Annotated in this window: 25 protein-coding genes; 8 read left to right on the top strand and 17 right to left on the bottom strand. The window is 68.8% G+C overall.

The genetic code is table 11. The features are described from left to right. Positions 1-156: 156 nt before the first annotated feature. The gene (locus C1M51_RS14235) at positions 157-1,806 is read right to left on the bottom strand and encodes a PAS domain-containing methyl-accepting chemotaxis protein (RefSeq protein WP_129450739.1); all 1,650 of its coding nucleotides are present in this window, start codon (positions 1,804-1,806) and stop codon (positions 157-159) included. Positions 1,807-1,942: 136 nt separating this feature from the next. Further along, positions 1,943-2,926, bottom strand: a complete 984-nt coding sequence (locus tag C1M51_RS14240; RefSeq protein ID WP_129450741.1) for an MBL fold metallo-hydrolase — start codon at positions 2,924-2,926, stop codon at positions 1,943-1,945. Positions 2,927-3,311: 385 nt separating this feature from the next. On the opposite strand from C1M51_RS14240, the gene C1M51_RS14245 reads away from it, so the two are divergent. Then, positions 3,312-4,598 carry a DEAD/DEAH box helicase gene (locus tag C1M51_RS14245; protein ID WP_409072611.1) on the top strand — a complete coding sequence of 429 codons (1,287 nt, stop codon included), beginning with the start codon at positions 3,312-3,314 and terminating at the stop codon, positions 4,596-4,598. A gap of 200 nt (positions 4,599-4,798) precedes the next feature. Then, positions 4,799-5,032 carry a hypothetical protein gene (locus tag C1M51_RS14250; protein ID WP_129450743.1) on the top strand — a complete coding sequence of 78 codons (234 nt, stop codon included), beginning with the start codon at positions 4,799-4,801 and terminating at the stop codon, positions 5,030-5,032. A 7-nt stretch (positions 5,033-5,039) separates the two neighbouring features. Here C1M51_RS14250 and C1M51_RS14255 read toward each other — a convergent pair whose 3' ends face one another. Continuing rightward, entirely contained in the window at positions 5,040-7,757 is a 2,718-nt protein-coding gene (locus C1M51_RS14255) for a LuxR C-terminal-related transcriptional regulator (protein ID WP_129450744.1), read from the bottom strand. A 252-nt stretch (positions 7,758-8,009) separates the two neighbouring features. Between C1M51_RS14255 and C1M51_RS14260 the strand changes: the two genes are divergently transcribed. Next, positions 8,010-9,650: an NAD(P)/FAD-dependent oxidoreductase gene (locus C1M51_RS14260; RefSeq protein WP_129450746.1), complete on the top strand. Its 1,641-nt coding sequence runs from the start codon at positions 8,010-8,012 to the stop codon at positions 9,648-9,650. 16 nt (positions 9,651-9,666) lie between these two features. On the opposite strand, the gene rsgA is transcribed toward C1M51_RS14260, so the two are convergent. From rsgA to C1M51_RS14275, 3 genes are read right to left on the bottom strand one after another with little or no spacing between them, the layout of a single operon-like run. Next, entirely contained in the window at positions 9,667-10,581 is a 915-nt protein-coding gene (gene rsgA / locus C1M51_RS14265) for a ribosome small subunit-dependent GTPase A (RefSeq protein ID WP_129450748.1), read from the bottom strand. A gap of 16 nt (positions 10,582-10,597) precedes the next feature. Then, positions 10,598-10,918, bottom strand: a complete 321-nt coding sequence (locus C1M51_RS14270; protein ID WP_129450750.1) for a 4a-hydroxytetrahydrobiopterin dehydratase — start codon at positions 10,916-10,918, stop codon at positions 10,598-10,600. Beyond that, positions 10,915-12,183 carry a M48 family metallopeptidase gene (locus tag C1M51_RS14275; protein WP_129450752.1) on the bottom strand — a complete coding sequence of 423 codons (1,269 nt, stop codon included), beginning with the start codon at positions 12,181-12,183 and terminating at the stop codon, positions 10,915-10,917. The genes C1M51_RS14270 and C1M51_RS14275 overlap by 4 nt, the downstream gene beginning before the upstream one ends. 53 nt (positions 12,184-12,236) lie before the next feature. Here C1M51_RS14275 and orn point away from each other — a divergent pair, with 53 nt between their 5' ends. Beyond that, positions 12,237-12,812, top strand: coding sequence for an oligoribonuclease (gene orn / locus C1M51_RS14280; protein WP_129450754.1), 576 nt, complete (start codon positions 12,237-12,239; stop codon positions 12,810-12,812). A gap of 115 nt (positions 12,813-12,927) precedes the next feature. On the opposite strand, the gene C1M51_RS14285 is transcribed toward orn, so the two are convergent. The 8 genes from C1M51_RS14285 to C1M51_RS14320 form a co-directional block, all read right to left on the bottom strand. After that, entirely contained in the window at positions 12,928-13,167 is a 240-nt protein-coding gene (locus C1M51_RS14285; RefSeq protein ID WP_011830492.1) for a CsbD family protein, read from the bottom strand. A 44-nt stretch (positions 13,168-13,211) separates the two neighbouring features. Further along, positions 13,212-13,526, bottom strand: coding sequence for a BON domain-containing protein (locus tag C1M51_RS14290; protein ID WP_129450756.1), 315 nt, complete (start codon positions 13,524-13,526; stop codon positions 13,212-13,214). Positions 13,527-13,697: 171 nt separating this feature from the next. Next, entirely contained in the window at positions 13,698-14,051 is a 354-nt protein-coding gene (locus tag C1M51_RS14295; RefSeq protein WP_129450758.1) for a hypothetical protein, read from the bottom strand. Between the two features lie 216 nt (positions 14,052-14,267). After that, positions 14,268-14,987, bottom strand: a complete 720-nt coding sequence (locus C1M51_RS14300; RefSeq protein WP_129450760.1) for a hypothetical protein — start codon at positions 14,985-14,987, stop codon at positions 14,268-14,270. Further along, positions 14,984-15,364 carry a hypothetical protein gene (locus C1M51_RS14305; RefSeq protein WP_129450762.1) on the bottom strand — a complete coding sequence of 127 codons (381 nt, stop codon included), beginning with the start codon at positions 15,362-15,364 and terminating at the stop codon, positions 14,984-14,986. The genes C1M51_RS14300 and C1M51_RS14305 overlap by 4 nt, the downstream gene beginning before the upstream one ends. Positions 15,365-15,382: 18 nt before the next feature. Continuing rightward, entirely contained in the window at positions 15,383-15,730 is a 348-nt protein-coding gene (locus C1M51_RS14310) for a hypothetical protein (protein WP_011830487.1), read from the bottom strand. 74 nt (positions 15,731-15,804) lie between these two features. Next, the gene (locus C1M51_RS14315) at positions 15,805-15,969 is read right to left on the bottom strand and encodes a DUF1328 domain-containing protein (protein WP_011830486.1); all 165 of its coding nucleotides are present in this window, start codon (positions 15,967-15,969) and stop codon (positions 15,805-15,807) included. 172 nt (positions 15,970-16,141) lie between these two features. Beyond that, a complete protein-coding gene (locus tag C1M51_RS14320; protein ID WP_129450763.1) occupies positions 16,142-17,521 on the bottom strand; it encodes a CHASE3 domain-containing protein in 1,380 nt (459 codons plus the stop codon). 105 nt (positions 17,522-17,626) lie between these two features. Between C1M51_RS14320 and C1M51_RS14325 the strand changes: the two genes are divergently transcribed. Next, positions 17,627-18,265, top strand: a complete 639-nt coding sequence (locus tag C1M51_RS14325) for a response regulator transcription factor (RefSeq protein ID WP_011830484.1) — start codon at positions 17,627-17,629, stop codon at positions 18,263-18,265. 23 nt (positions 18,266-18,288) lie between these two features. On the opposite strand, the gene C1M51_RS14330 is transcribed toward C1M51_RS14325, so the two are convergent. The 3 genes from C1M51_RS14330 to C1M51_RS14340 form a co-directional block, all read right to left on the bottom strand. Further along, positions 18,289-18,687 carry a response regulator transcription factor gene (locus tag C1M51_RS14330; protein ID WP_129450765.1) on the bottom strand — a complete coding sequence of 133 codons (399 nt, stop codon included), beginning with the start codon at positions 18,685-18,687 and terminating at the stop codon, positions 18,289-18,291. A 161-nt stretch (positions 18,688-18,848) separates the two neighbouring features. Further along, positions 18,849-19,754: a tRNA glutamyl-Q(34) synthetase GluQRS gene (gluQRS, locus tag C1M51_RS14335; RefSeq protein ID WP_207207757.1), complete on the bottom strand. Its 906-nt coding sequence runs from the start codon at positions 19,752-19,754 to the stop codon at positions 18,849-18,851. Positions 19,755-19,797: 43 nt separating this feature from the next. Then, positions 19,798-20,457 carry a GntR family transcriptional regulator gene (locus tag C1M51_RS14340; RefSeq protein WP_036231936.1) on the bottom strand — a complete coding sequence of 220 codons (660 nt, stop codon included), beginning with the start codon at positions 20,455-20,457 and terminating at the stop codon, positions 19,798-19,800. A 129-nt stretch (positions 20,458-20,586) separates the two neighbouring features. Here C1M51_RS14340 and C1M51_RS14345 point away from each other — a divergent pair, with 129 nt between their 5' ends. The 3 genes from C1M51_RS14345 (at position 20,587) to C1M51_RS14355 (ending at position 24,144) form a co-directional block, all read left to right on the top strand. Beyond that, on the top strand, positions 20,587-21,591 hold the full coding sequence (locus tag C1M51_RS14345; RefSeq protein ID WP_129450767.1) for a tripartite tricarboxylate transporter substrate binding protein: 1,005 nt from the start codon (positions 20,587-20,589) through the stop codon (positions 21,589-21,591). Positions 21,592-21,669: 78 nt separating this feature from the next. Continuing rightward, a complete protein-coding gene (locus tag C1M51_RS14350) occupies positions 21,670-22,611 on the top strand; it encodes a LysR family transcriptional regulator (protein ID WP_129450769.1) in 942 nt (313 codons plus the stop codon). Between the two features lie 159 nt (positions 22,612-22,770). Then, positions 22,771-24,144, top strand: a complete 1,374-nt coding sequence (locus tag C1M51_RS14355) for an SLC13 family permease (RefSeq protein WP_129450771.1) — start codon at positions 22,771-22,773, stop codon at positions 24,142-24,144. Positions 24,145-24,167 lie beyond the last annotated feature (23 nt).

Raw genomic sequence — 24,167 nt, forward strand, 5'->3', positions numbered from 1 at the left:
GCGCCCTCGGCGTTGCCCATGCTCGCCGGGGGCCGACCTCGGCTGCGCTGTGCGCCTTGAAGGCGTCCGTTTCCTGGGTCACGTGAGCCCTCCGGTAGCGTCAACAGGCCCTAGTGCCGGCCGACGCTGCGGCACAGCGCGGCGACTGCGCGCGGATCAGGCGGCGCGGGCGACTTGCTTCATCGAGCGGCGCAACGCCACCGCGTCGGGGGTGGCCGATGCGCTCCCATCGAGGCGGAACACCTTCACCGTTTCCGCCAGCGTGCCCGATTGCTGCGACAGCGACACCGCCGAGGCTGCCATCTGCTCGACCAGCGCGGCGTTCTGCTGCGTGATCGTGTCGAGCTGCGTGACCGCTTCGTTGATCTGCGAGATGCCGGTCAGCTGCTCGCGCGCGCCGTGGCTGATCTCGCTGATCAGTTGGCCGACCTGCTGCACCGTGCGCAAGGCGTCGTCCATCGTCGACCGGGCCGCGTCGGTGAGGCGGCTGCCGGTGTCGACCTTGGCGGCCGAGTCCTCGATCAGTTGCTTGACCTCCTTCGCCGCCGACGAAGTGCGCTGCGCGAGCGCCCGCACCTCGGAGGCCACGACCGAGAAGCCGCGTCCCTGCTCACCGGCCCGGGCGGCCTCGACCGCGGCGTTGAGCGCGAGGATGTTGGTCTGGAACGCGATCCCGTCGATCACCTGGATGATCTCGCCGATGCGCTGCGACGATGCGCTGATCTCGCCCATCGTGCGGGTCACGTCCTGCACCGCGTCGCTGCTGCGCTGGGTCACGGCCGTGGCCTGGGTGGCCAGGCGCGTGGCCTGCTCAGCCGAATCTGCGCTCTGTCGCACGGTGCCGGTGATCTGTTCCATCGAGGCGGCGGTCTCCTGCAGGCTGCTCGCCTGCGATTCGGTGCGTCCCGAGAGATCCTGGTTGCCCGAGGCGATCTCGCCGGTGACGACGCGCATCTGCTCGATCTCGTTGCGCGCGTCGCGCACGATGGACTGCAGGTTCACGTTCAACTGGTTCAGCCCTTTCGTGAGCTGGCCGACGAGGTCGTGGCGTTCGTTGTCGATCTTCTGCGTCAGGTCGCCGGCGGCCATGCGATTGGCGAACTGCACCAGCCGTGCGAGCGGAGCGATGGTCATCCGGTTCAAGTAGGTGGCGGCGGCCACCGAGCAGAGCAGCAGCGTGGCGGTGGCCGTCAGCGCCGGGCCCAGCGCAGGCCACTGCAGCAGGCTGCCGCCGGTGACGGCCGCACCCGTCACGAAGCCGGCCGATCCCAGCAGCGCGGCGACGACACCGAGCTTCACCTGAACCGGCAGGCGCAGCACATTCGAGAGGCGGCCCACCCAGGTGTCGACCTGCAGGCGGCCGGCGTCGAAACGGTGAACCAGTTGTCCGGCGGCCTTCTCGGCACGCATCACTGCATAGAGTTCCTCGGCACGCTCGACATCGGCGCGATCCGGGGCCGTGCGCACCGACATGTAGCCGGTCGGCTGGTCGCCGCTCATGAGCGGCGTGACGTTCGCGATCACCCAGTAGCAGCTGCCGTCCTTGCGACGGTTCTTGACCGGCGCCGACCACGGTTGGCCGGAGGCGATGGTGGCCCACATGTCGCGGAAGGCCTCCTCCGGCATGTCGGGGTGGCGGATCATGTTGTGCGGCTGGCCGAGCAGTTCTTCCCGTGCGTAGCCGCTGACCGTGATGAAGGCCGGGTTGCAGTAGGTGATGCGCCCCTTCAGGTCGGTCGTCGAGACCAGGGTCTCGCCGGCCGGGAAGGGGTATTCGCTGGCGGTCACGGGGGTGTTCAGGCGCATGGGATCCTCTGGCGCATCGATGTGTGCACCGGATCATCGGCAGTGCGTCGCCTCCGCCATTTGATGCGGCGCAATATGGGGAGCGTTGCCCCCATGGCCTCCGTGAGGTCCGTCACGGAGGGGCTGCCGCCGGCGTTCAGCGTGCGCCGGGGGCGGGCGCCTGTGCGTTGCGCGCTTCGCGATCGAGCCACACGCCGAGGCCTTGCGCGTTGAGTTCGACATCCACCGTCAGCAACTCGTCGATCTGCGCATCGGAAAGCACGCTGCCGGCCGCCCGGAGTCTCCGGCGATAGAGCTGCGCCAGTCCGTGGCGTAGTCGCCGATCGCGATCGTCGGCCCTCGCGAGGGGACGCGCGAGCGCGACCATCGCATCGATCTGCTCGAACAACTGGACCCCGAACGACTCGACCTCCTCGATGCGGCTGTAGTGCGTGAGGTACATGCAGTCCGGGCGCTTCTCGAGCATGCGCGCGATCGAGGTCTTCAAGGGCCCGGGTTCGAACTGCACCGGCGTCGTCGTCGGCAGGACGTAACGACCGCCCGGGGTCCTGAACTCCGGATACGACAGGCCGAAGGTGTCGCCGGTGAACCAGCCGCGGCTGCGCTCGTCCCAGATGCAATGGTGGTGTCGCGCGTGGCCGGGCGTCTCGATCAGCAGCAGCGGCCGGCCCGCCAGGTCGAGCACCATGCCGTCGTGGCTGGCGAGCACGCGCTCGGCCGGCACCGGCTGCACCGTGCCGTAGGTACGGGCCACTTCCTCGGCCCCATACACCGCGCTGGCACCCGCGACCAGTGTGCTCGGGTCGATCATGTGCGGCGCGCCGCGCGGATGCACCACCAGCCGGGCGTTCGGCAACTGCTGCATCAGCAGCCCGGCGGCGCCGGCGTGGTCGAGGTGCACATGGGTGACGATCACGTAATCGACCGCGCCGCGGTCCAGGCCCTGCACGTCGAGCGCGGCCAGCAGGCGCGGCAGCGCGTCGTTGATGCCGCTGTCGATGTAGGCGGCATGGCCGCCTTCGACGACGAGATAGGCCGCATCGAAGCGAGGCCGCATGAAGCCGGTGTCGATCGCGGTGATGCCGTGGCCGAGCGCTTCGAGGAACGGGAAGGTCGTCATCGCAGGACAGGCAGGGAGTGGTGGGAAGAGGCGATTCGATTGTAGGAAGTGCCCGCCGGCGGCCTGTCCACCCGGCGACATGCGCGCCCGAATTCGGCACGGGCAGGCGGGATGTGCGACAATCCTTGCTGCGCTGCAAAAAGCGGCCTCCCTCACCCGCACCGCGGGCCCCGAGGGTCAGTGCATCGTCACCAGTCCGGCCCCACCCGTTTCCCATCGGGGCCATTGCACCCAGTGCAGTCCGTCTGTTGGTCGATGTGTTTTGGACCAACCTGCCGCATCTCTGCATGCGGCGATGACGGACCCGCCGGCAACCCGGCGGGGATGCTTCGTGACTGCTTCGAATTTTGAATCCCTTGGTCTTGCCGCTCCGCTGCTGCATGCAGTGACCCAGCTCGGTTTCACTGCGCCCACCCGCGTGCAGGAACAAGCCATCCCCGCCGCCCTGAAGGGCGGCGACTGGATGGTGAGCAGCCAGACCGGCAGCGGCAAGACCGCGGCCTTCCTGCTGCCGATGCTGCACCGTCTGCTGAATGCCGGCGCCGCCGAACAGACCCGCGTCGCCACGCCGCGCGCCGTGGTGCTGTGCCCGACCCGCGAACTCGCGCAGCAGGTGTCAGCCGATGCGATCGACCTGATGCGCGGCGTGGGCGAAGCGCTGAGGGCCGAAGCCAAGCAGCATCCGCTGCGCGACGCGGCGCGTGGCCTGCGCATCGCCACCGTGGTGGGTGGCATGCCGTTCGGCAAGCAACTGTTCGACCTGCGCGGCGCCCAACTCGTCGTGGCCACTCCCGGCCGCCTGCTCGACCTGCACAGCCGTGGTCAGATCCGCCTCGACGCGACGCAGGTGCTGGTGGTCGACGAAGCCGACCGCATGCTGGACCTCGGCTTTGCCGAGGACCTGGCGGCGATCGCCGACGCCACTGCCCAGCGCGACCAGACCATGATGTTCTCGGCCACCTTCGCGCCGCGGATCATGGCGCTGGCCAGCAAGCTGATGCGCTCGCCCGGCCGCCTGGAACTGGCGACCGCGCACGACGTGCACAGCGACATCACCCAGACCCTGCACTGGGCCGACAACATGGGCCACAAGCAGGCGCTGCTGGAGCACTGGCTGCGCGATGCCGAAGTGGACCAGGCTGTCGTGTTCGCCAGCACCCAGGTCGATACCGAGGCCATCGCCGAGGCGCTGCAGCAGCAGGGTCACTCGGCCGTGGCGCTGCACGGCGCGATGCCTCAGGCGGTGCGCAACCGTCGTCTGCAGAACGTGCGTGACGGCCATGTGCGCGTGCTCGTCGCCACCGACGTGGCGGCGCGCGGCCTCGACGTGCCGAGCATCAGCCACGTCATCAACTTCGGCCTGCCGATGAAGGCTGAAGACTACGTGCACCGCATCGGCCGCACCGGCCGGGCCGGCCGCAGCGGTACCGCGATCACCATCGCCGAGCACCGCGAGCGCGGCAAGATCCGTGCGATCGAGGCCTTCACCCGCCAGCCGATCGAAGCCAGCGTGATCGTCGGTCTGGAGCCCACGCCGCAGCGTCCGCGTCCGGCCAAGCCGCTGCCGGGCCAGCGTCACGGTCAGGGCCGCAGCGGCCGCTCGTCGGGCGGCGGTTTCGGCGGTGGGCGCCGTGAGGGCGCTTCGCGCTTCGGATCACGCGACGGTCGCTGAGTGCCGCAAGGCGCTTTCCGGGATGGGCTGCCGAAAGGCAGCCTTTTTTCTTTCTGCAGAGGCGCTCGGTCGGAAAGGACAGGAATTTTTCCCATTTCCACGCTGTCAGTTTTTTGTCAGTCTGAGGTTCGGCGCCTTGCTGCCGAACCGCTGTCCGACCGATCGGACAACTTCTTGCAACCCTTCAAGAGGAGACCTGCATGAGCCTGCTGCGCACCCTGATCATCGCCATCGGCCCGATGCTGGGCACTTCCGTCGCGCTGGCGCAGAACGCGCCGGCCGCCAAGCCGGAAGCCAAAGCGACCCAGGCCAAGTCCGCGGCCCAGCCAACCGGTGGGCGCGACTGGACCCAGATCGACACGAACAAGGACGGCTATGTGTCGCCAGAGGAGATGGAAGTCTGGCTGAAGGCCAATCCCGGCCCTGCCAAGTGAAGCGGCGCTAGCGGCCCGTGGCGTCCGATGTCTTCACGACGCGGATGGCTTCGAGCCGCGTTTTCACGCCCAGCTTCGAGTAGATGTTGCGGACGTGGAACTTCACGGTGTCGCGGCTCACGCATAGCGCACTGGCGATCTCCTCGTTCGACAGGTAGTCGACCAGCATCGCGAGCACCTTGTGCTCGCGCTTGGTGAGGGGCTCCAAGGCAGCGGCGCGCCAGGGGGTGTCCGCTGGGGCGGGCTCTGTACCGCTGATCTCGATCAGTCGTCCCAGGAGGGCGCGGGCCTCGGCGCCGTTCTCGGGGGCCGCGGCCGGCAGGTTGGCATGGGCGCGCAGCAGCGTCGCCAGTGCCGGGCCTTCGTCGAGGAACATGCGCACGTATCGGCCGGGCGCCGCGAGTTCCAGCGCCAACTGCAGGCAGCGGTGCGCCGGCCGCGTCTGACCCAGACTGTGGTGCGCCAGCGCAGCCAGCGTCTGCAGCCGGATCTGTCGGTGCACGCGCCCCTGGCGCTGAGCGGCCGCCAGGCAGGCGCCGATCTCGTCGAGCGCCTGGGCCGCGCGGCCTGCATGCAGATCGAGCCGGATGCGGCCGATGCGCGGGCCGTCGGTCTCCTCCGAGAACCGCACCCAGTCGTCGGTGTCGCTGCGGCTTTCGGGTTGCAGGCGGGCGGCGAGCGTCTGCGCTCGATCGACGCGGCCTGCGACGAGTTCGCGGCGCACCCGCTCGCCCTGTATCAATTGCACGGCGCGCGGCCAGCGGCCGTTGTAGCTCAGCCGTTCGGCCTCTTCCAGAGTCTCCAGCGCGAGCGCGAGCTCCCCGCGCTGGTCGCGGATGCGGGCGACCGCCCGATAGCAGACCACCAGGTAGTCATGCAGCGACGCCTCGACGATCATGTCGTGGAACTGCTCGAACAGCGCCAGCGCGTCGCCGGTCTGGTCGGCTTCGTAGAGCGCCATCACCAGCGCACAGGCCAGGCAGGCCTTGGAGACCGATTCCTCCAGCACCATGCGCCGGTCGGAGATCGCGCCCCGCAGGTGCTCCACGGCTTCGGGCAACTGCCCCTGCGCCACCAGCGTGAGGCCCGAGTGCACCAGCGAGTAGGCCAGCGTGAAGGTCGCGTTCGAGCGCTCGCTGAGCGAGCGGCCCTGCGCCAGGCTGTGCAGCGCCGGGCCGAACTCGCCGCGCATCATGCCGACGAAACCGCGCACGTTGTGGCCGGCGGCGAGCTCGAAATTGCGGAAGCGGTTGGACGTCGGCTCTCGGTGCTCGGTATGCGCCACGTGCTCCAGCGCGCGGGCCGGATCGTCCTGCAGGACGGCGGCCATCGACAGCGCCAGCCGCGGGTCGCCTTCGATCAGTCGTCGTGCCAGGTTGGCGCGCAGCACCGGCAGCAGTGGCGCCAGCTGCTCGTGCCGGATCAGGAACGTGAAGGCCCAAGACAACTTGACCGCGATGCCCGGCCGCCGCACGGCGGCATCGGCCGGCAGGCGGTGTGACCACCGGTCGACGGTGGCGAAGTGACCATCCGGCACCAGCACGTCGGACCAGTGGTCGAAGACCTCGCAGGCGCGGTCGTCGTCACCGGCGCTCAGGTGGTGGTGCAGCGCTTCTTCCAGCTGGCCCTGCGACTCGAACCAGGCCGCGGCACGGCGGTGCACCGCGACCCGGCGCTCGGGTTGCGTGCGCGCCAGCTGCTCCTGGAGGAAGTTCGCGAAGATCGCGTGGTAGGTGAACCAGCCTTCGCCCGACTCCAGCCGCCGCACGAACAGCCCGTCGCGTTCGAGCGAGGCGAGCACGTCCTGGCCGTCGCTGCGGCCGAGCACGTCGTCGCACAGCGCGGCCGACATGCGCGACAGCACCGACGTCTGCAGCAGAAAGTCCTGCACCGACGGCGCCTGCTGGCCGAGCACGTTCTCGGCGAGGTAGTCGGCCACCTCGCGCGGTGCGCCGCCGCAACCGCTGGCCAGCGAGTGACGCACCGAGGCCGAGCCCAGCGCGAGCCTGTACAGCTGCACCGCTGCGGGCCAGCCCTCGGTGCCGCGGAAGATGGCGTCGAGCTCGGTGTCGCTGACGCTCAGGCCGCGGTCGGCGTCGAACACGTGGCGCATCTCCGCGCGCGAGAAGCGCAGGTCCTCGGCGCTGACCACCAGCGCCTCGTCGCCCACCACCAGCCGCGGCAGGCCGACTTCGGGCACGACGCGGCTCGCCAGGAACCAGCGAATGCGGTCGGGCGCGTTCGTGATCAGTTCGCGCAGCAGCCGCAGCGCGCCCGGGTCGGTGATCGCGTGCAGGTCGTCCAGGAACAGGGCCACTGGCCGTCCCAGTTCGAGCAGCCGGCCGATCAGCCAGTCGGACCGCGGGGTGATGGTGCCGGCGCTTCCGGCGTAGTCCTCGTTCGGTGGGGTCGGCGACTGCGAACCCAGCACGCTCAGCAGCGCCTGCAGGTGGCCGAGCAGCCGGCGGATGTCGTTGTCGCTCTCGTCGAGCGAGAGCCAACCGGTGAGGGCGCCGCCGCTCGCGCTGGCGGCCTGCGCCTGCAGCATCAGGCTGGTCTTGCCGTGCCCTGCAGGGCCCTGGAACACCACCACCCGCTCGGCGACATCGCGGAACAGCCGGGCGAGCAGCGCGCTGCGCTCCACCGCATGGCGGTGCGCGCGCGGAGGCAGGATCTTGTGGTTCAGCGGCAGCGGCACGAAGCCGGCCGGTACGGCGATCTTCAAGGGCGGGAGACCGGAGGAGAGACGGGGGCGATGTCGGCGCCGAGATTCTGCCTATGCAGACTGCGCTTTGCTGCGGTGCAAACCCCTTCGGCCCGCCGTTGTGCCGAGGCCTACGGGAAACCACTAGCCCGTGCATCGGCCAAAAACTAGCCTGCGGGTGGGGGCGGCCGGCGGCACGCATCGCGATGATCCGTTCCAGATCGACGCGCCATGTGCGCTGCCGAGTGACCGACAAGGAAAGGGACATCAGCAATGGACAAGGCAAGCTCCTCCTCGGGTTCGACAGGCCGCGACGCGCGGGCGACGCTCGACGTCGTGGTGGTCGGGGCTGGCTTCGCCGGCCTCTATGCACTGCACCTGCTGCGCAAGAAAGGCTACTCGGTGCGGGTCTATGAAGCCGGCGACGGCATCGGCGGCACCTGGTACTGGAACCGCTATCCCGGCGCGCGCTGCGACATCGAGAGCATCGAGTATTCCTACTCCTTCGACGAGCAGCTGCAGCAGGAGTGGGACTGGCCGGCGCGCTATGCCGACCAGGCCGACATCCTGAAGTACATCAACCACGTCGCCGACCGCTTCGACCTGCGGCGCGACATCCAGCTCGAGACGCGGGTCACGTCGGCGCACTTCGACGAGAAGATCAACCGCTGGACGGTGACGACCAACCGCGGCGAGACGGTCTCGGCCCAGTTCTGCATCATGGCGACCGGCTGCCTGTCGACGCCCAAGCAGGTCGATGTCGAGGGCATCGACGACTTCGCTGGGGAGTGCTATCACACCGCGGCGTGGCCGCGCGGCGGCGTCGACTTCGGCGGCCGGCGCGTCGGCATCATCGGCACCGGCTCGTCGGGTATCCAGGCGATCCCGCACATCGCGAAGCAGGCCGCGCACCTGACGGTGTTCCAGCGCACGCCGAACTTCAGCATCCCGGCCTGGAACCATCCGCTCGACGACGAGCAGCGTCGCGTCCAGAAGGCCGAGTACGCCGACCTGCGCCGGCGCGAATGGAACTCCATCCTCGGCATCTCACGCTTCCCGATCAACCCGAACCGGGCGCTCGACGCCACGCCCGAGGAGCGCGAACGCGAATACGAGGCCCGCTGGGCGATGGGTGGCCTGAGCTTCTACACCTCGTATGTCGACCTGCTGGTCGATCCGCGGGCCAACGAGACGCTCGCCGAGTTCGCGCGCCGCAAGATCCGCCAGAAGGTCAAGGACCCGAAGGTGGCCGAGATGCTGGTGCCCAAGGGCTACCCGTTCGGCACCAAGCGCCTGTGCGCCGATACCGATTACTACGAAACCTACAACCGCGACAACGTGACGCTGGTCGACCTTCGCGCCACGCCGTTCCAGAAGTTCTCCGCCAGTGGCGTCACCACGCAGGACGGTCGCTTCCACGAACTCGATGCGCTGATCACGGCCACCGGCTTCGACGCGCTGACGGGCACGCTGTGCAACATGGACATCCGCGGCCGCGGCGGCGAGGCGCTGGGCGACAAGTGGAAGGGCGGGCCGCGCACGGCGCTGGGCATCATGAGCGCCCGGTTCCCGAACATGTTCATCACCACCGGCCCGGGAAGCCCGTCGGTGCTGTTCAACATGATCCTCGGAAACGAATACCACGTCGAATGGATCGTGCGCGCCATCGAGGACGTGCGCAAGGCCGGCCGCGCCGCCATCGAGCCGACGCAGGCGATCGAGGACTTCTGGTGCCAGCACGTCACCGACGTCGGCAACCAGACGCTCTTCACGCACGCCGACTCCTGGTACATGGGCGCCAACGTGCCGGGCAAGCCGCGGCAGATCCTGCTGTACCTGGGCGGCTTCCCGGCCTACAAGGCCACCTGCGAGGACATCGTCGCGAAGGGCTACGAAGGCTTCTCGATGGTCTGAAGGCGGCGCCGGTGCGTCACCAGCGCGTGCGCGCCCTCTCGTCCAGCAAGTCGCCGTAGATGCGCCAGCGGCTGGCGCTGATGTCGCCGCGCTCGACCGCGGCGATCACCGCGCAGCCCGGCTCGTGGCGGTGGCTGCAGTTGTAGAACCTGCAGCCGCCGGCGTGGGCGCGCAGGTCGGGCATGTAGGCCGGCAGTTGCTGGGCCTCGATCTGCTGCAGGCCGAACTCCTGGAAGCCGGGCGAATCGATCAGCGCGCTGTGCGCCTCGCGGTCCAGCCAGTACCACTGGGTGCTGGTGGTGGTGTGGCGTCCGGAGTTCAGTGCCTGCGAGATCTCGCCCACCTGCGCCCGTGCGTCCGGCAGCAGCGCATTGATCAGCGTGCTCTTGCCGGTGCCCGACGGGCCGAGCACCAGCGTGGTCCGCCCGGCGAGCAGGGCGTGCAGCGCGCCGGAGGCGGCGTCGAACGCGTGCTTCAGCGACAGCTCGATCACCGCATAGCCCATCGCCCGGTAGGGGGCGAGGCGGGCGCGCTGTGCTTCGGCGTCCGGCAGGTCGGTCTTGTTGAGCACGATGGTGGCGTCGATGCCGGCCGATTCGGCGGCGATCAGCGCGCGCGCGAGCTGGGACTCGCTGAATTGCGGGTCGACCGCGAGCCAGATCAGCAACTGGTCGAGGTTGGCCGCAAAGGACTTGGTCTTCCACTCGTCCTGGCGGAACAGCAGGTTGCGGCGCGGCTCCAGGTGCTCGATCACGCCTTCGTCCTGGTCGCCGCCGACCGGCAGCCAGCGCACGCGGTCACCGACGACCAGCGTGCTCTTCTTGCCGCGCGGATGGCAGATCAGGCGGCGGCCCTCGGGCGTCTCGACAATGTAGTGGCGGCCGTGCCCGGCCACCACGAGACCCAGGTCGAGCTCGACCGGACGGGTCAAGCGCGCCCCTTGCGCTTCATGTGAGCAGGGCGTCGAGCTTCGCCGCGCAGATGAAGTCGTTCAGCGAGATGCCACCCACCGAGTGGGTGTTGAAGCGCACCGCGCAGCGGTCGTAGCTGACGGCGAGATCGGGGTGGTGGTCCTCGCGGTTGGCGATCCAGGCCACCGCGTTCACGAAGCCGATGGTCTCGTGGTAGTTCGCGAAGCTGTAGGTCTTCTCGATCGAACCTTCGACGAGCGACCAGCCGACCACCGTCTGCAGGTGCTTGCCGATCTCGTAGGGCGTCATGGCACCTTCGGTCTGCGGCAGGCAGTGTTGTTCGGACAGCTTCGTCATGCCAGGGCTCCCATCGCGGCCAACCGTTCCGAGGCCGGCGGATGCGAGTAGTAGAAGCGCACGTAGAGCCGGTCCGGCGTCAGCGTCGAGGCATTGTCCTCGTAGAGCTTGAGCAGCGCGCCGCCGAGATCGCGGGCGCTGGTCTGCGCGCAGGCGTAGGCGTCGGCCTCGAACTCGTGCCGGCGCGAGAGGCCGGCGAACAGCGGCGTGACGAAGAAGCTGAACACCGGGCCGACCAGCAGGAACAGCAGCAGCGCGAGCGCGTCGTTCGGCGCGTCGAGGCTGGGCCGAACGCCCAGACCCGCATAGAACCAGACCTGCTGCGACAGCCAGCCGAGCAGCGCGAAGCCGGCCAGGCTCAGCGCGAACATCGCGACGATGCGCTTCGTCACGTGGCGGTGCTTGAAGTGGCCCAGCTCGTGCGCCAGCACCGCCTCCACCTCGGGCGGCGACAGCTTGGACAGCAGCGTGTCGAAGAACACCACGCGCTTGGCGGCGCCGAAGCCGGTGAAGTAGGCATTGGCATGGGCCGAGCGGCGGCTGCCGTCCATCACGAACAACCCCTTGGCCGCGAAGCCGCAGCGGGCCATCAGGGACTCGACGCGCGCCTTCAACGCGCCGTCCTCGAGCGGCTGGAACTTGTTGAACAGCGGCGCGATGACGGTCGGGTAGAGCACCAGCACCAGCAGGTTGAAGACCACCCACACGGCCCAGGCCCACAGCCACCAGGCCGCGCCGGCTGTGCCCATGAGCCAGAGGATCAGCGCAGCGATCGGCAGCCCGAGCAGCGCGCCCACCAGCACGCCCTTGGCCTGGTCGGCCAGCCACAGCCCGGGCGTCGTGTGGTTGAAGCCGTGGCGCTGCTCCAGACGGAAGGTGGTCCAGGCCTCGAAGGGCAGGTCGATCAGTCCGGTGATCAGCGCGAACGCCGCCAGCAGTGAGAGCTGGTAGCCCAGATCGCCGAGCGCGGGCCGGGCGTGGGCGAGCAGCCGGCCGTTCAGTGCATCGAGTCCGCCCAGCAGCGTCCAGCCCAGCAGCACCGCGGCGCCGAAGGCGGTGGTCAGCAGGCCCAGGCGCAGCTTGGCGAGCGTGTAATCGGCCGCGCGCTGGTGGGCCGGCAGGCTCACGGTGGCTTGGAAGGCCGCCGGCACGCTGTGGCGGTGGGTGGCGACGTGGCGGATCTGGCGGCTGGCGAGCCAGACCCGCAGCAGCAGGGAGCCGACCAGGAAAGCCGCGAAAAGCACGGTCAGGACGCTTGTCGTCATGGTGGATCAGTGTACGTGTTGACCGACAATCCGCAGCTAGCAAGGATCCCTCCATGACCGACACCGCCACCGCCTCCTCCCCGCTTGCCAAGAGCGAGCAGAACCTGATCTGGATCGACCTCGAGATGACCGGGCTCGATCCGCTCAACGACCGCATCATCGAGATCGCGGTCGTCGTCACCGACCCGGGCCTGACGGTGCGCATCGAGGGCCCGGTGTTTGCGGTGCACCAGAGCGATGCCGTGCTCGACGCGATGGACGCCTGGAACAAGGGCACGCACGGCCGCAGCGGCCTGATCGACCGGGTGAAGGCCTCGACCGTGGACGAGGCCGCCGCGGAGCGGCAGGTGATCGAGTTCCTGAAGGAGTATGTGCCGGCCGGCAAGTCGCCGATGAGTGGCAACTCGATCTGCCAGGATCGCCGCTTCCTCGCGAAGGACATGCCCGCGCTCGAGGCCTTCTTTCACTACCGCAACCTCGACGTCAGCACGCTCAAGGAGCTGGCGCGGCGCTGGAAGCCGGCCATCCTGGACGGCTTCAAGAAGGCCCAGGCGCACACCGCGCTGGCGGACATCCACGAGTCCATCGACGAACTGGCCTATTACCGCGAGCATTTCCTCGCACTCTGAATGAAGTGGTGCAGGCTCTGAACGACAAAGGCCCGGCCTCTGGGAGGCCGGGCCGCTGCGCTCGCGGATGTCGGTCCTGGAACGCGGGGGGCGGTGGCGCCCCTGGATCGACGGGTCAGTGGCGAGGCGAGTTGCCGCCGTCGGTGAACCAGTCGTCCTTGGCGCTGCGTTCCCACGACGACACCTGCTTCTCGGCCTCGTCCTTGGCCACGCCGTAGCGCTCCTGGATCTTGCCGGCGAGCTGGTCGCGGCGGCCGGCGATGACGTCGAAGTCGTCGTCGGTCAGCTTGCCCCATTGCTCCTTGGCCTTGCCCTTGAGCTGCTTCCAGTTGCCTTCGATGCGGTCCCAGTTCATGTGTGGATCTCCTTCAGGTGGGTTGCGGAAAGATGAAGGGCCGGTCAGCCCTTCACGACGATGGAGTTCTTCACGTCCTTCACGCCGTTGGCGCGGCGCGCCAGCACTTCGGCCTGGGCCTTTTCTGTCGGCGTCTTGGCGAAGCCCGACAGTTGCACGGTGCCGTTCAGCGTTTCCACGCTGATGGCGCTGGCGTCGACGGTCTTGTCCTCGACAAGCTTGGCCTTCACCGAAGTCGTGATGGTGGTGTCGTCGATGTACTGACCGACGGTCGACTGGCCGCGCTGCACCGCGCAGCCGCTGGTGACGACGAGGGTGGTGGCCGTGGCGGCCGCGATGAGCAGGGTGCGGAAGTTCATGGTGGTTTCTCCTGAGGTCTTGGGGTGGAAGGGGTTGTCGCGAGCGGGACGCCGCCTTCCGGCAGGTCCTTCTTCTCGTCCGCGTGCTCTTCCTCGTCACGCAGGATGTCTTGGAGTCACAGAGGGCGAATGCTCGGGTCGTTCATCGAAAGCTCCTTGGTGGGGTCGGCGTCACTGATCCTCGTTCTTGCTGCGGCGCAGGGTCCGTGCATCCGTGCTGCCGCTGTGCGGGGGCCTGGTATCGGAGCGACCCTGGGATTCGGGTCGCTTGTGGGTGTCCCGCTGGTCCCGCTGACTGCTGACCAGGCCCACGCCGATCAGCACGGCGAACACGGCGATCAGCACGGCGTACCAGGTGCCGATCGAGGTAGCGCCCGGATCCGGGAACCCGGCCTGCGCCGAAGCCGTGCTGGCGATCAGCAGGCTCGTCGCGGTGAGGAGAAGGGTTCGGCATTTCATGGTGGGGTCGGCGATCGTTGGGGTGTGAACGGCATCGGTGTCGAGAGCATCGGTGCCGTCCTGCACCGTTGACCACACTGTAGAAACCGGAGCGTTCGCGAGGTATCAGCAGCCGGCGCGACGGCCTGTAGGACGCGGCGCCATCCCGGCGTGCGTGCGTTGCACCTTCGGTGTCGTGCGTGCCTGCAGGCGAGAGCACCGCCCCGGGTTGGAGAACGGCCGCGAGGCGGGCAAGACAGGAAGGGGTCGGTCCGACGGACGCGTGCCTCGGCACGCGCGGCTTCAGCGCGCTGCGGCGGCGGCTGGGGGAGGTGGGTCTGCGGCGTCGCCGCGGGGGGCGGGGGCGGGATCGTTGGCGGCCGCAGGGGCCGTGGCCGTCGCTGCGGCTGTGGGGGGCACCGCAGCCGCCGACGCCTGCTCCGGAGCTTCCGGTCCGTCGCGATCCGAGATCGAGCCGTCCGCGGCCTGTCCGGCCAGGCTCGCCAGCAGCCGGCTCAGGTCACCGTTCGCCAGCAGAGTCGCAAGGCCCCCGGCGCTGAGCCAGCGCGACGGGCCGCCGCGGGGCCACAGTGCCGAAAGCAGGACCGAAGACAGCGCAGCCTGGGGAAGCCAGCGCCACGGCCGCACGACCATCAGCAGCGCACCGGCCCCCGCTGCCAGCGCCACCAGGCGCAGCGGATGGCGTTCGGCCAGCGGACCGACGATGCTGCGTGCTGCCGGTGCCGCGACCTCGGCGGCGATGTCGAACACCTGGTGCAGCGGATGGCGCTCCCACCAGCGCGTCAGCATCGACACCAGCACGTCGAGCGTGCTGTCGTCGCCAGCCTGGGGCGCGGTAGCGCCTGCGTCGTTCGGGCTCGTCTCGGCGGAGGATCGTTGCGGGTCGCGCCGCGGCGCGCGGCGTTTGCCGACCCAAGTCTTGCGCAACCGTGCGCGCGAGCGCTCCAGGCGCTCGATGGGCGTCAGCGCCTCGGGGGGGACGGGCGCGGCCTCGGGCTTCACGGCGCGAGGCCTTCACGCACCATCGCCATGTCCTCGCGCAGTTGCGCGCGCAGGTTGCCGAAAGCGGGCCGCGCATCGATGCGGCGTGCGGCAAGCAGGCCGAACACCGCCACGAGGCCGGGCACCAGCGGCACCACCCACAGCAGCCAGACACGGCCGGCGTCGATCGCCGGCAGCGCCGCCCACAACATCAGGGCCATGCCCCCGAGGAGCAATGCCGCGAGGCCGGCCACCGCGGCGACGGCGAGCCACAGCAGCCGCCGCACCCAATGGGCCTGCAGCTCCTGCAGCTCGTCGCTCGCCAGATCCGCGTACGCCGCCGCGTGCTCGACCAGGGCGTCGGGCTCGCTCGCCAGCACGCGGAGCAGCGGCAGCATGGTGCCCGGCAGCTCGGATCAGCGGCGGTCGCTGCGACGGTGCGACAGGAACTGCGCGACTGCCATCAGCGCGGCGCCGGCGGCTGCGGCGATCAGGACCGCCTTGACCGGCTCCTCCTGCACGTAGCGGACGCCACGGTCGCTGGCGTCGAGCGCGCGCTCGCGCAGTTGCACGGTGCGGTCGCGCACCGCGTCGTAACCGCGATGCGCCAGATCCTCGGCCTGGTTCGCCAGGCGAACCGCCGCCGGGATCACGCGCTCGCGCACGCCGTTCACGGTCTGCTCGGCGCTGTCGGCCAGGCGGTTGGCGGCGTCGGCGGCCTGCTGGACCTGGGGCTGGATCGATGCGGTGCGGGGGGTGGACATGGCAACTCCTTGCGAGGTTGTGGAGAAGAGTATGCGCCTCTGCGGCGCGAAGGACGGTGCTGGTACGGTGGACCTCAGCCCTTGCGGATCAGGCCGAACAGGAAGCTGGCGACGGCGAGGACCACGAACACGAAGAACAGGATCTTGGCGATACCGGCCGCGCTGGCAGCGATCCCGCCGAAACCGAAGACGGCCGCGATCAGCGCGATGATGAAGAAGACGACGGCATAGTGCAGCATGGAAGGCTCCTCTGTTGAGACGGCTCCCGGTGGGCCGGGAGGCCGGCGCGGGAATCGCGCCGGACCGAAGCCTCAATGTAGAAGGGGGGCCGCGATCGACCTATGAGACGCCACCGCCGGGTGCTGTCGTCCGCCACAGCACGTCGCTGTAGGACGGCGCTCACGCGCCCGCTCAGGTGGCGAGCTCGTTGCCTTCGTCCGGTGGAGGGGGACGCTTCGGCAGTCGCGCGCTCAGGCGCGAGCCCTCGCCGGGCCGTGACTCGACCCTCATCTCTCCACCCTCGGCTTCCACACGGAAGCGCATGCCGGCCAGACCGTGAGCGCCGCTGCGCACACGCTCCGGATCGAAGCCGCTGCCGTCGTCGGTCACCGAGATCTCGACGCCCTCGTCGCCGATCGCGCTCAGCCGTACGTCGACCTGCCTGGCCTTCGCGTACTTGGCGATGTTGGTCAGCGCTTCCTGCACGAAGCGGTAGATCGTGAGGTCGCCGCTGTCGCCGAGCTTCACCGGCGCGAAGTCGGTGTGGACGGCGATGCCGGAGCGCTCGCCGAACTCGCGGGTCAGGATGTCGAGCGACACGGTCAGGCCCAGGTGGCCCAGTGCCGAGGGCCGCAGGTCCTCGATGATGCGGCGCTTGAGCGCGATGCCGCTGTTGAGCGCCTCGTTGAGATGCGCCAGCCGCTTCGCGGCCTCGGGGGTCACGGTCGGCAGGTGCGTGCGCAGCCGTGCGACGTCGAGCTTGGCCGAGGTCAGCAAGGCGCCGAGTTCGTCGTGCAGTTCGCGTGCCAGGTGGCTGCGTTCGCTTTCCTGCGCGGTCTGCAGGTGGCGCGCGAGCACGGTGAGTTCGTGCGTGCGCTGGTTCACCTGCGACTCGAGCAGGTCGCGTTCGGCCTGCAGCGCCGCGCGCCGGCGTTCGCGCTCCAGGCCCAGCTCGCGCGTCTGCTTCAGGTAGAAGTAGAACGCCAGCACGCTGAGCACCGTCATGGCCGCCACGCCGAGCCGGCTGATCAACAGCGTCTGCTTCACTTGCGACTGGTGATCCGCCAGGCGCTGCATCTCCACGCCGATCAGGCGATCGACCACGACACGTATCGTCTGCTGCATCTCCAGCCCGACGTCGAGTTGCAGCAGGCTGCGCCAGGCGTCCTCGCGGCCCTCCCGGTGCAGCTGGATCGTTTCGGACATCTCCGACAGCTTCTTCTCGATGGCGCGCGCCAGCGTCTCGAAGTCGGTCAGCTGCGCGGGGTGGGCCGCGTAGTACCTCGACAGGGACGGCAGCAGCTCCTTGATCTGGGTTACCGCGTTGCGGTAGGGCGTGAGGTAGGTTTCCTTGCCGGTCAGCAGGTAGCCGCGCTGGCCGGTCTCGGCATCGACCATGTAGCGCAGCACGCGGCCGACGTGGATGCGCGCCTCGACGGCGGCGTTGGTCTCCTGGATGGCTGCCAGCGAGCGGTGGTAGGAGGTCTCGCTGATCAGCAGCAGTGCCAGCGCCACCAGCAGCGCGAGCGGAAAACTGAGGGCGGACTTGCGCCACAAGCGAGTGCGTGTCATGCGTGAGGCTCGGCGTGATCGCCGACGGATGAGGATGTGCAGGATGCACGGGTCACCACGGGCGACCTAGAATCGTTCGCACCGCGGCCCTGATCAGCGAAGTCCATGTCCATCAAAGTTGCGATCGTCGATGACCACGCCATCGTGCGTGCCGGTTTGCGCCAGTATCTCGCCGAGCAGATGGATCTGCAGGTCGTCGCCGAAGCCTCCAACGGCCGCGAGGCGATGGACCTGGTGCGCGCCGGCGGCATCGATGTGCTGATCCTCGACGTGTCGATGCCCGACCAGAACGGCGTCGACGTGCTGTCGGGCATCCGAGCGCGCGCGCCCGAGCTGCCGGTGCTGATCCTCAGCTCCTACCCCGAGACGCACTACGCCACCGCCTTGCTCAAGCAGGGCGCCAGCGGTTACCTGAACAAGGAGTGCGATCCTCAGGAGATCCTCACCGCGGTGCGCACGCTGTCGCGCGGGCGGCGCTACATCACGCCGGCCGTGGCCGAGCTGCTGGCCGATCAGCTGGGTGGCGGCAAGGCCGAAGGATTGCCTCATGAGCAGCTGTCCGAGCGCGAGTTGCAGGTGTTCCTGCGCCTGGCGCAGGGCGAGACCATCGGGGCCATCGGCGAGAGTCTCTCGTTGAGCGTGAAGACGGTGAGCACCTACCGCACGCGGGTCATGGAGAAGATGAAGCTCGCGTCCAACAGCGACCTCACCTACTACGCGCTGAAGAACGGCCTGATCCAATAGCGGGCGCAGCGGCGCCCGGCGTTTCACGCCACGGATGCGGCCTGCGCGCCATCGGGCAGATGGCTGCAGAAGTCGATCAGGCCGTCGATCTCGTTGGACTTGTCGAACACCGCGTCGGCGCGCAGCTCCATGCATTTCATGCGCAGGTCGATCGTCGCGTAGTTGCTGAAGACCACCAGCTTGCGCTCCGGAGGGCGATGTTTGTACGCTTGCAGCACGCCGAGCCCCGAACCCTGCTTGAGAAACAGGTCGACGATCAGCAGATCCCAGCCGTCGGGGTGTTCGGCGAGCCAGGCGAGCGCGCCTGCCTCGCCGTCGGACCAACCGACCACGGAAACCGGCGTCAATTCTTCAAGGGTATCAATGAGATTGGCCCGGATGACCGGGCTGTCTTCGACGATGAAAACGCGACGCGATGGCATGAAATGCAAGGCAGGAGTGAATGGGGCCGCAGGATCGCTGCCGCCACCATGTGTCTTTTGATGTTATCGGAGCCGAAGGGGGCGTCGCGTCAGCGCGGGACGGTTGAGCGTGTAGTCCGATTCCTACACGGCGGACGCTACCCGGGCTTCGATCTTCACCTTCAGTCCGGCGCTGCGTGAGCCGCGCGCCAGGCCAGGACGGCGCGATCCAGCCACGCGCGCACCGAGCGGTCTCGCGGCATGGTCAAGCCCAGAACGGCCCCGGCCGTCGCCAGCGTGGCCGCCGGGTCGGACAGGTGAAGGGCGGGCGCGCCATGCTGTTTGCTGAGCTTCTCGCCGTCAGGCGCGCGCACCAGCGGCGTGTGCAGGTAGCGCGGTGTCGGCAGGCCGAGCGCACGCTGCAGCAGGATCTGGCGGGCGGTGTTGTCGGCGAGGTCCTCGCCGCGCACCACGTGGGTCACGCCCTGCGCCGCATCATCCACCACCACCGCAAGCTGGTAGGCCCACAGACCGTCGGCGCGCCGCAGCACGAAATCGCCGACGGCCCGATCGACGGCCTGCCGCTGCGCACCCAGTCGCCGATCGTGCCAGTCCACGAGCGCCGCCGCGGGCAGGTGCAGCCGCCAGGACCGGGCTCTGCGGTCGTGCAGCCCACCGTTCTCGGGCCGGCAGGTGCCCGGGTAGACGAGTTCGGCGTGGCGTGAGGGCAGCAGGCCGCGGGCCGCGTTCGCTGCGACGATCTGTTGCCGCGTGCAGGCGCACGGATACGCCATGCCGTCCTGCTGCAGGCGATCGAGCGCCGCCTGGTAGAGCGCGCCACGCTCGCTCTGGCGCAGTGGCGGCGCATCCGGGTGCAGGCCCAGCTGATCGAGCTGGCTCAGGATCTCGGCCTCGGCGCCGGGCACACAGCGCGGCGTATCCACGTCCTCGATGCGCACCAGCCACCGCCCGCCGTGGGCGCGCGCGTCCAGCCAGCTCGCCAGCGCCGCGACCAGCGAGCCGGCATGCAGCGGGCCGGTGGGGGAGGGCGCGAACCGGCCGACGTAGGACGGTGGGCGTGGTTTCACGGCGCGGTCCGGTCCTGCGCGATGCCGGGGTATCGCGTCAGGCTCAGGATGCGGCGGGCGCGAGTTCGGCGAGCGAGGCCAGCAGGTCGCCGAAGCGTTCGCCCTGCACCACCACATGCGCGCGCAAGGTGTTGGCCGCCGCCTCGGCGTCGCCCGCCAGCACCGCACGGACGATGGCATCGTGCTCGGCGAACGAGGTGTTCATGCGGTTGCGCACCCGCAGCTGCAGGCGGCGGTAGGGCCGCAGTCGGCGGTTCAGCGACTGCGCCTGCTCGTTCAGGAAGCCGTTGTGGCTGCCTTCGTACAGCGCGAAGTGAAAGCGCTCGTTGCACAGGTAGTAGGCCTCGGGGTCGCTGTCGGAGCGTGCCTGCTCGCAGGCCTGGTGGGCGCGCACGAGTTCCGCGCGCTCCTTGTCGGTCATGCGCCTCGCGGCCAGGCGACCGCACATCGCCTCCAGCTCGCTCATCACCTCGAACATCTCGATCAGCCGGGCGGGGCCGATGGCGGCCACGACCGCGCCGCGCCGCGGCCGCAGCTCGATCAGGCCTTCGGCGGACAGCTGGATCAGCGCCTCGCGCACGGGGGTGCGCGAGACGCCGTGGCGTTCCACCAGCGTGGCCTCGTCCAGCGTGCTGCCGGGTGCCAGTTCACCGGTGGCGATCTGCTCCTCGATCAGATCGCGTAGCTGTCCCGATATCTTCATGACCCCATTTTTGCATGCCACCATCCCCTCAGGGCATCCACCAGGGTTGACGACAGATGTGATGATGGGTTTAATGTATACATAAAAATAATCTAGACATACATAAGGCGAATCACCAGGAGACACGCCATGCTTCAGAAGACCCCTTTCCTCGCCCTGTCACGCTTGCTGCCCAGCGTTGCCATGCTGGTGGCCGCTTTGCTGGCGGGCAGCCTGCAGCCGGCATTCGCGCAGGCCTGGCCGGCCAAGCCGGTGACGGTCATCGTGCCCTTCCCGGCCGGTGGCGGCACCGATGCCTTCGCACGGCCGCTGTTCGCGCAGTTGACCAAGCAGCTCGGCCATCAGGTGATCATCGACAACAAGGGGGGGGCCGGCGGCAACGTGGGTGCCACGCTGGCGGCCAAGGCCGCGCCCGACGGCTACACTTGGTTCATGGGCGCGGTGCACCACGCCATCGCGCCGGCGGTCTACCCCAAGCTCGACTACAACCTCGGCGCCGATTTCGTGCCGGTCGCCCTGCTGTCCAGCGTGCCGCAGGTGATCGTCGTCAACCCGCAGCGTCTGCAGGTGAAGGACGTCAAGGAGTTCCTGGCCTATGTGCGCGCCAATCCGGGCAAGGTGAATTACGGCTCGGCGGGCAATGGCACCTCGCACCACCTGGCCGGTGAACTGTTCAAGCTGCAGACCCAGACCTTCATCACGCACATCCCCTACCGTGGCGCCGGGCCGGCGCTGCAGGACCTGATGGCAGGTCAGGTGGACGTGATGTTCGACGGCCTCGGATCGTCGGCAGCGCACATCAAGGGGGGGCGCCTCAAGGCGCTGGCGGTGGCCGGCGAGAAGCGTGCCGCCGGTTATCCCGACATCCCGACGGTCGCCGAGAGCGGCGTGCCGACCTACCAGGTGGCCACCTGGTACGGGCTGTGGGCGCCCAAGGGCACGCCGCAGGCGGCGATCGACCGCATGACCGCCGAACTGCAGAAGGCCCACGGCACGAAGGAGATCAAGGACGCCTGGACGACGCTCGGCGCCGACACGCCCACTCTCTACGGCGCGGCCTTCGGCGACTTCGTCAGCGCGGAGACCAAGCGATGGGCCGGTGTGGTGAAGGCCTCCAACGTGAAGCTCGACTGAGGCCGTGTCCGGGCCGCCGTGCCCGGACCGACGCCGACGCGCACGAACCCGTGGCACAGAGCCGCTGCAAGCGACACCATGGCTGCCTCTCCACGCGATGCCGCCGCGGCCGTCCGCGTCGACGAGGCGATCACCTTCCGCCGGCTCGAGATCCTGCTGGCCTTCATGGAGACCGGGAATCTCGCGCGCGCCGCGGAGAAGCTCGACACCAGCGCGGTCAGCGTGCACCGCGCCCTGCATGCGCTGGAAAGCGGTCTGCGTTGCGCGCTGTTCCGCCACGAGGGTCGGAACCTGCACCCCACCGACGCTGCACAGGCACTGGCCGAGGTTGCGCGCGAGGTGCTGCGCGGGATGACGGAGGGCATCCGGTCCACCCGCGAAGTGGCGGGCTATTCGGCCGATCGCATCCGCATCGGATCGCTCTACTCGCTGACCCACCAGACGGTGCCGGCGCTGGTCATGGGCATGAAGCTGCGCAAGCCCGACGTGCAGACCGAACTGGTGCTCGGCTCCAATGCCGACCTGCTGCAGAAGCTGCGCGACGGCAGCGTCGATGCCGCGCTGATGGGGTCGCCCGAGAGCGCTGCCGACGTGGAATCGGAACCGCTGTTCGAGGACGACATCTTCTTCGCCGCGCCGGCCGGCTCGCGCTACGCGGCGCTGCAGGAGGTCGACCTGTCCGCCTGCGCCGAGGAGCGATTCGTCTCCCTGAGCGAAGGCTTCGTGACCTACGGCGGATTCCTGGAGTCGTTCCGCATCGCCGGCTTTGCGCCGAACGTCGTCATGAAGACCGGCGACATCTTCTCGCTGATGAACCTGGTGAGCGGCGGCATCGGTTGCACGCTGCTGCCGGGACGGGTGCGCAGCGTGATGCCGCAGGACGTGCAGTTCATCCCCTTGCAGCCCAGGTACCTGATGCGCCAGACCATCGGCCTGCACTTCCTGCGGACGCGCGAGCGCGACCCGAATCTGCTGGCGCTGCTGACGGTGTGCCGCCTCGCAAGGGCCAAGCCCCTTTGAGGGTGGGCATGCGCGCGCGCGGGTTAACCCTCGATCGTTTCATCCGGCGTAATCGTCGACCTTGCTGCTTCATTGATCGTCCCGGACGGCGTGCGTACCTTCTGCCCACGCACAAACGGCGCCTGCGTGCCGTACCAAAACCCCGTCGGAGACAAATCGATGAGTGCTCACTGGATTTCCATCTGCACGTTGATCGGCATGTTCGTGCTCGCCACCGTGCTGCCGATCAACATGGGCGTGATCGCCTTCGTCGGCGCCTTCCTGGTCGGCACGCTGGTGGCCGGCCTGAACGCCAAGGCCATCCTGGGGGGCTTCCCCGCCGACCTGTTCCTGACGCTGGTCGGTATCACCTACCTGTTCGCGCTGGCGCAGAACAACGGCACGATCGACTGGCTCGTCAAGCTGGCGGTGCGAGCGGTACGCGGGCGCATCGCCGCCATCCCGTGGATCATGTTCTTCATTGCGGCGTTGCTCACGTCCGTCGGCGCGGTCAGTCCCGCGGCCGTGGCGATCATCGCGCCGATCGCGCTCGGCTTCGCGGCCAAGTACGGCATCAATCCGTTGATGATGGGCTTGATGGTCGTGCACGGCGCGCAGGGCGGTGGCTTCTCGCCGATCAGCATCTACGGTGGCATCACCAACAAGATCGTCGCCAAGGCGGGCCTGCCGCTCAGCGAGATGACGACCATGCTGGCGAGCCTGGGGGTCAACTTGACGGTGTCCCTGCTGCTGTTCTTCATGTTCGGCGGCATGAAACTGCTGCGCCAGAGGGCCGACGAGCGTGGCGAGGTCCCTGCCGTGCGCCGCACAGCGCACGGTCAAGGCGGAGCCCAGGTCTACGGCGACGCCGAAGCAGAGGCGCTCACGGAAGAGCACCGCACCGCCATGCGGGACGACGACTCCCTGATGAATGCCGCACCGGTGGCATCCGCGGACACGGGTTCACGCGCTTATCAGCTGGCCACCGTGGCCGGCCTGATCGGACTGGCCGTGCTGACGCTGTTCTTCAAGCAGGACATCGGCTTCGTGTCGATCTCCATCGGCCTGCTGCTGACGCTGATGGCGCCCAACCTGCAGAAGCGCGCACTGGGGCAGGTGTCGTGGCCGGAAATCATGCTGATCGTGGGCGTCAGCACCTTCGTGGGTGTGATGGACAAGATGGGCACGATCGACTTCGTGGGGCACAGCGTCGCGGGGCTTACCTCGCCGTTGATGGCTGCGCTGCTGCTGTGCTTCGTCGGCGCGGTGGTGTCCGCCTTCGCCTCCTCGACCGCGGTGCTCGGGTCGCTGATTCCGCTGGCGGTGCCCTTCCTGCAGGGCGATGCCGGCGTCAGCGCCATCGGCTTCATCGCCGCCATGGCGGTGTCGTCGACCATCGTCGACGTGAGCCCGTTCTCCACGAATGGCGCGCTGGTTCTTGCCAATGCCAAGGGCATCGACCGCGACGTGTTCTTCCGGCAGCTGTTGGTGTACGGCGCCATCGTGACGCTGGTGGCTCCGGTGGTGGTGTGGCTGCTCTTCGTCGTGCTCTGAGGCTGCCGGTGAGCGGGGTCTGA

This window comes from Methylibium sp. Pch-M (assembly GCF_004136295.1).
Lineage (GTDB): Bacteria > Pseudomonadota > Gammaproteobacteria > Burkholderiales > Burkholderiaceae_C > Methylibium > Methylibium petroleiphilum.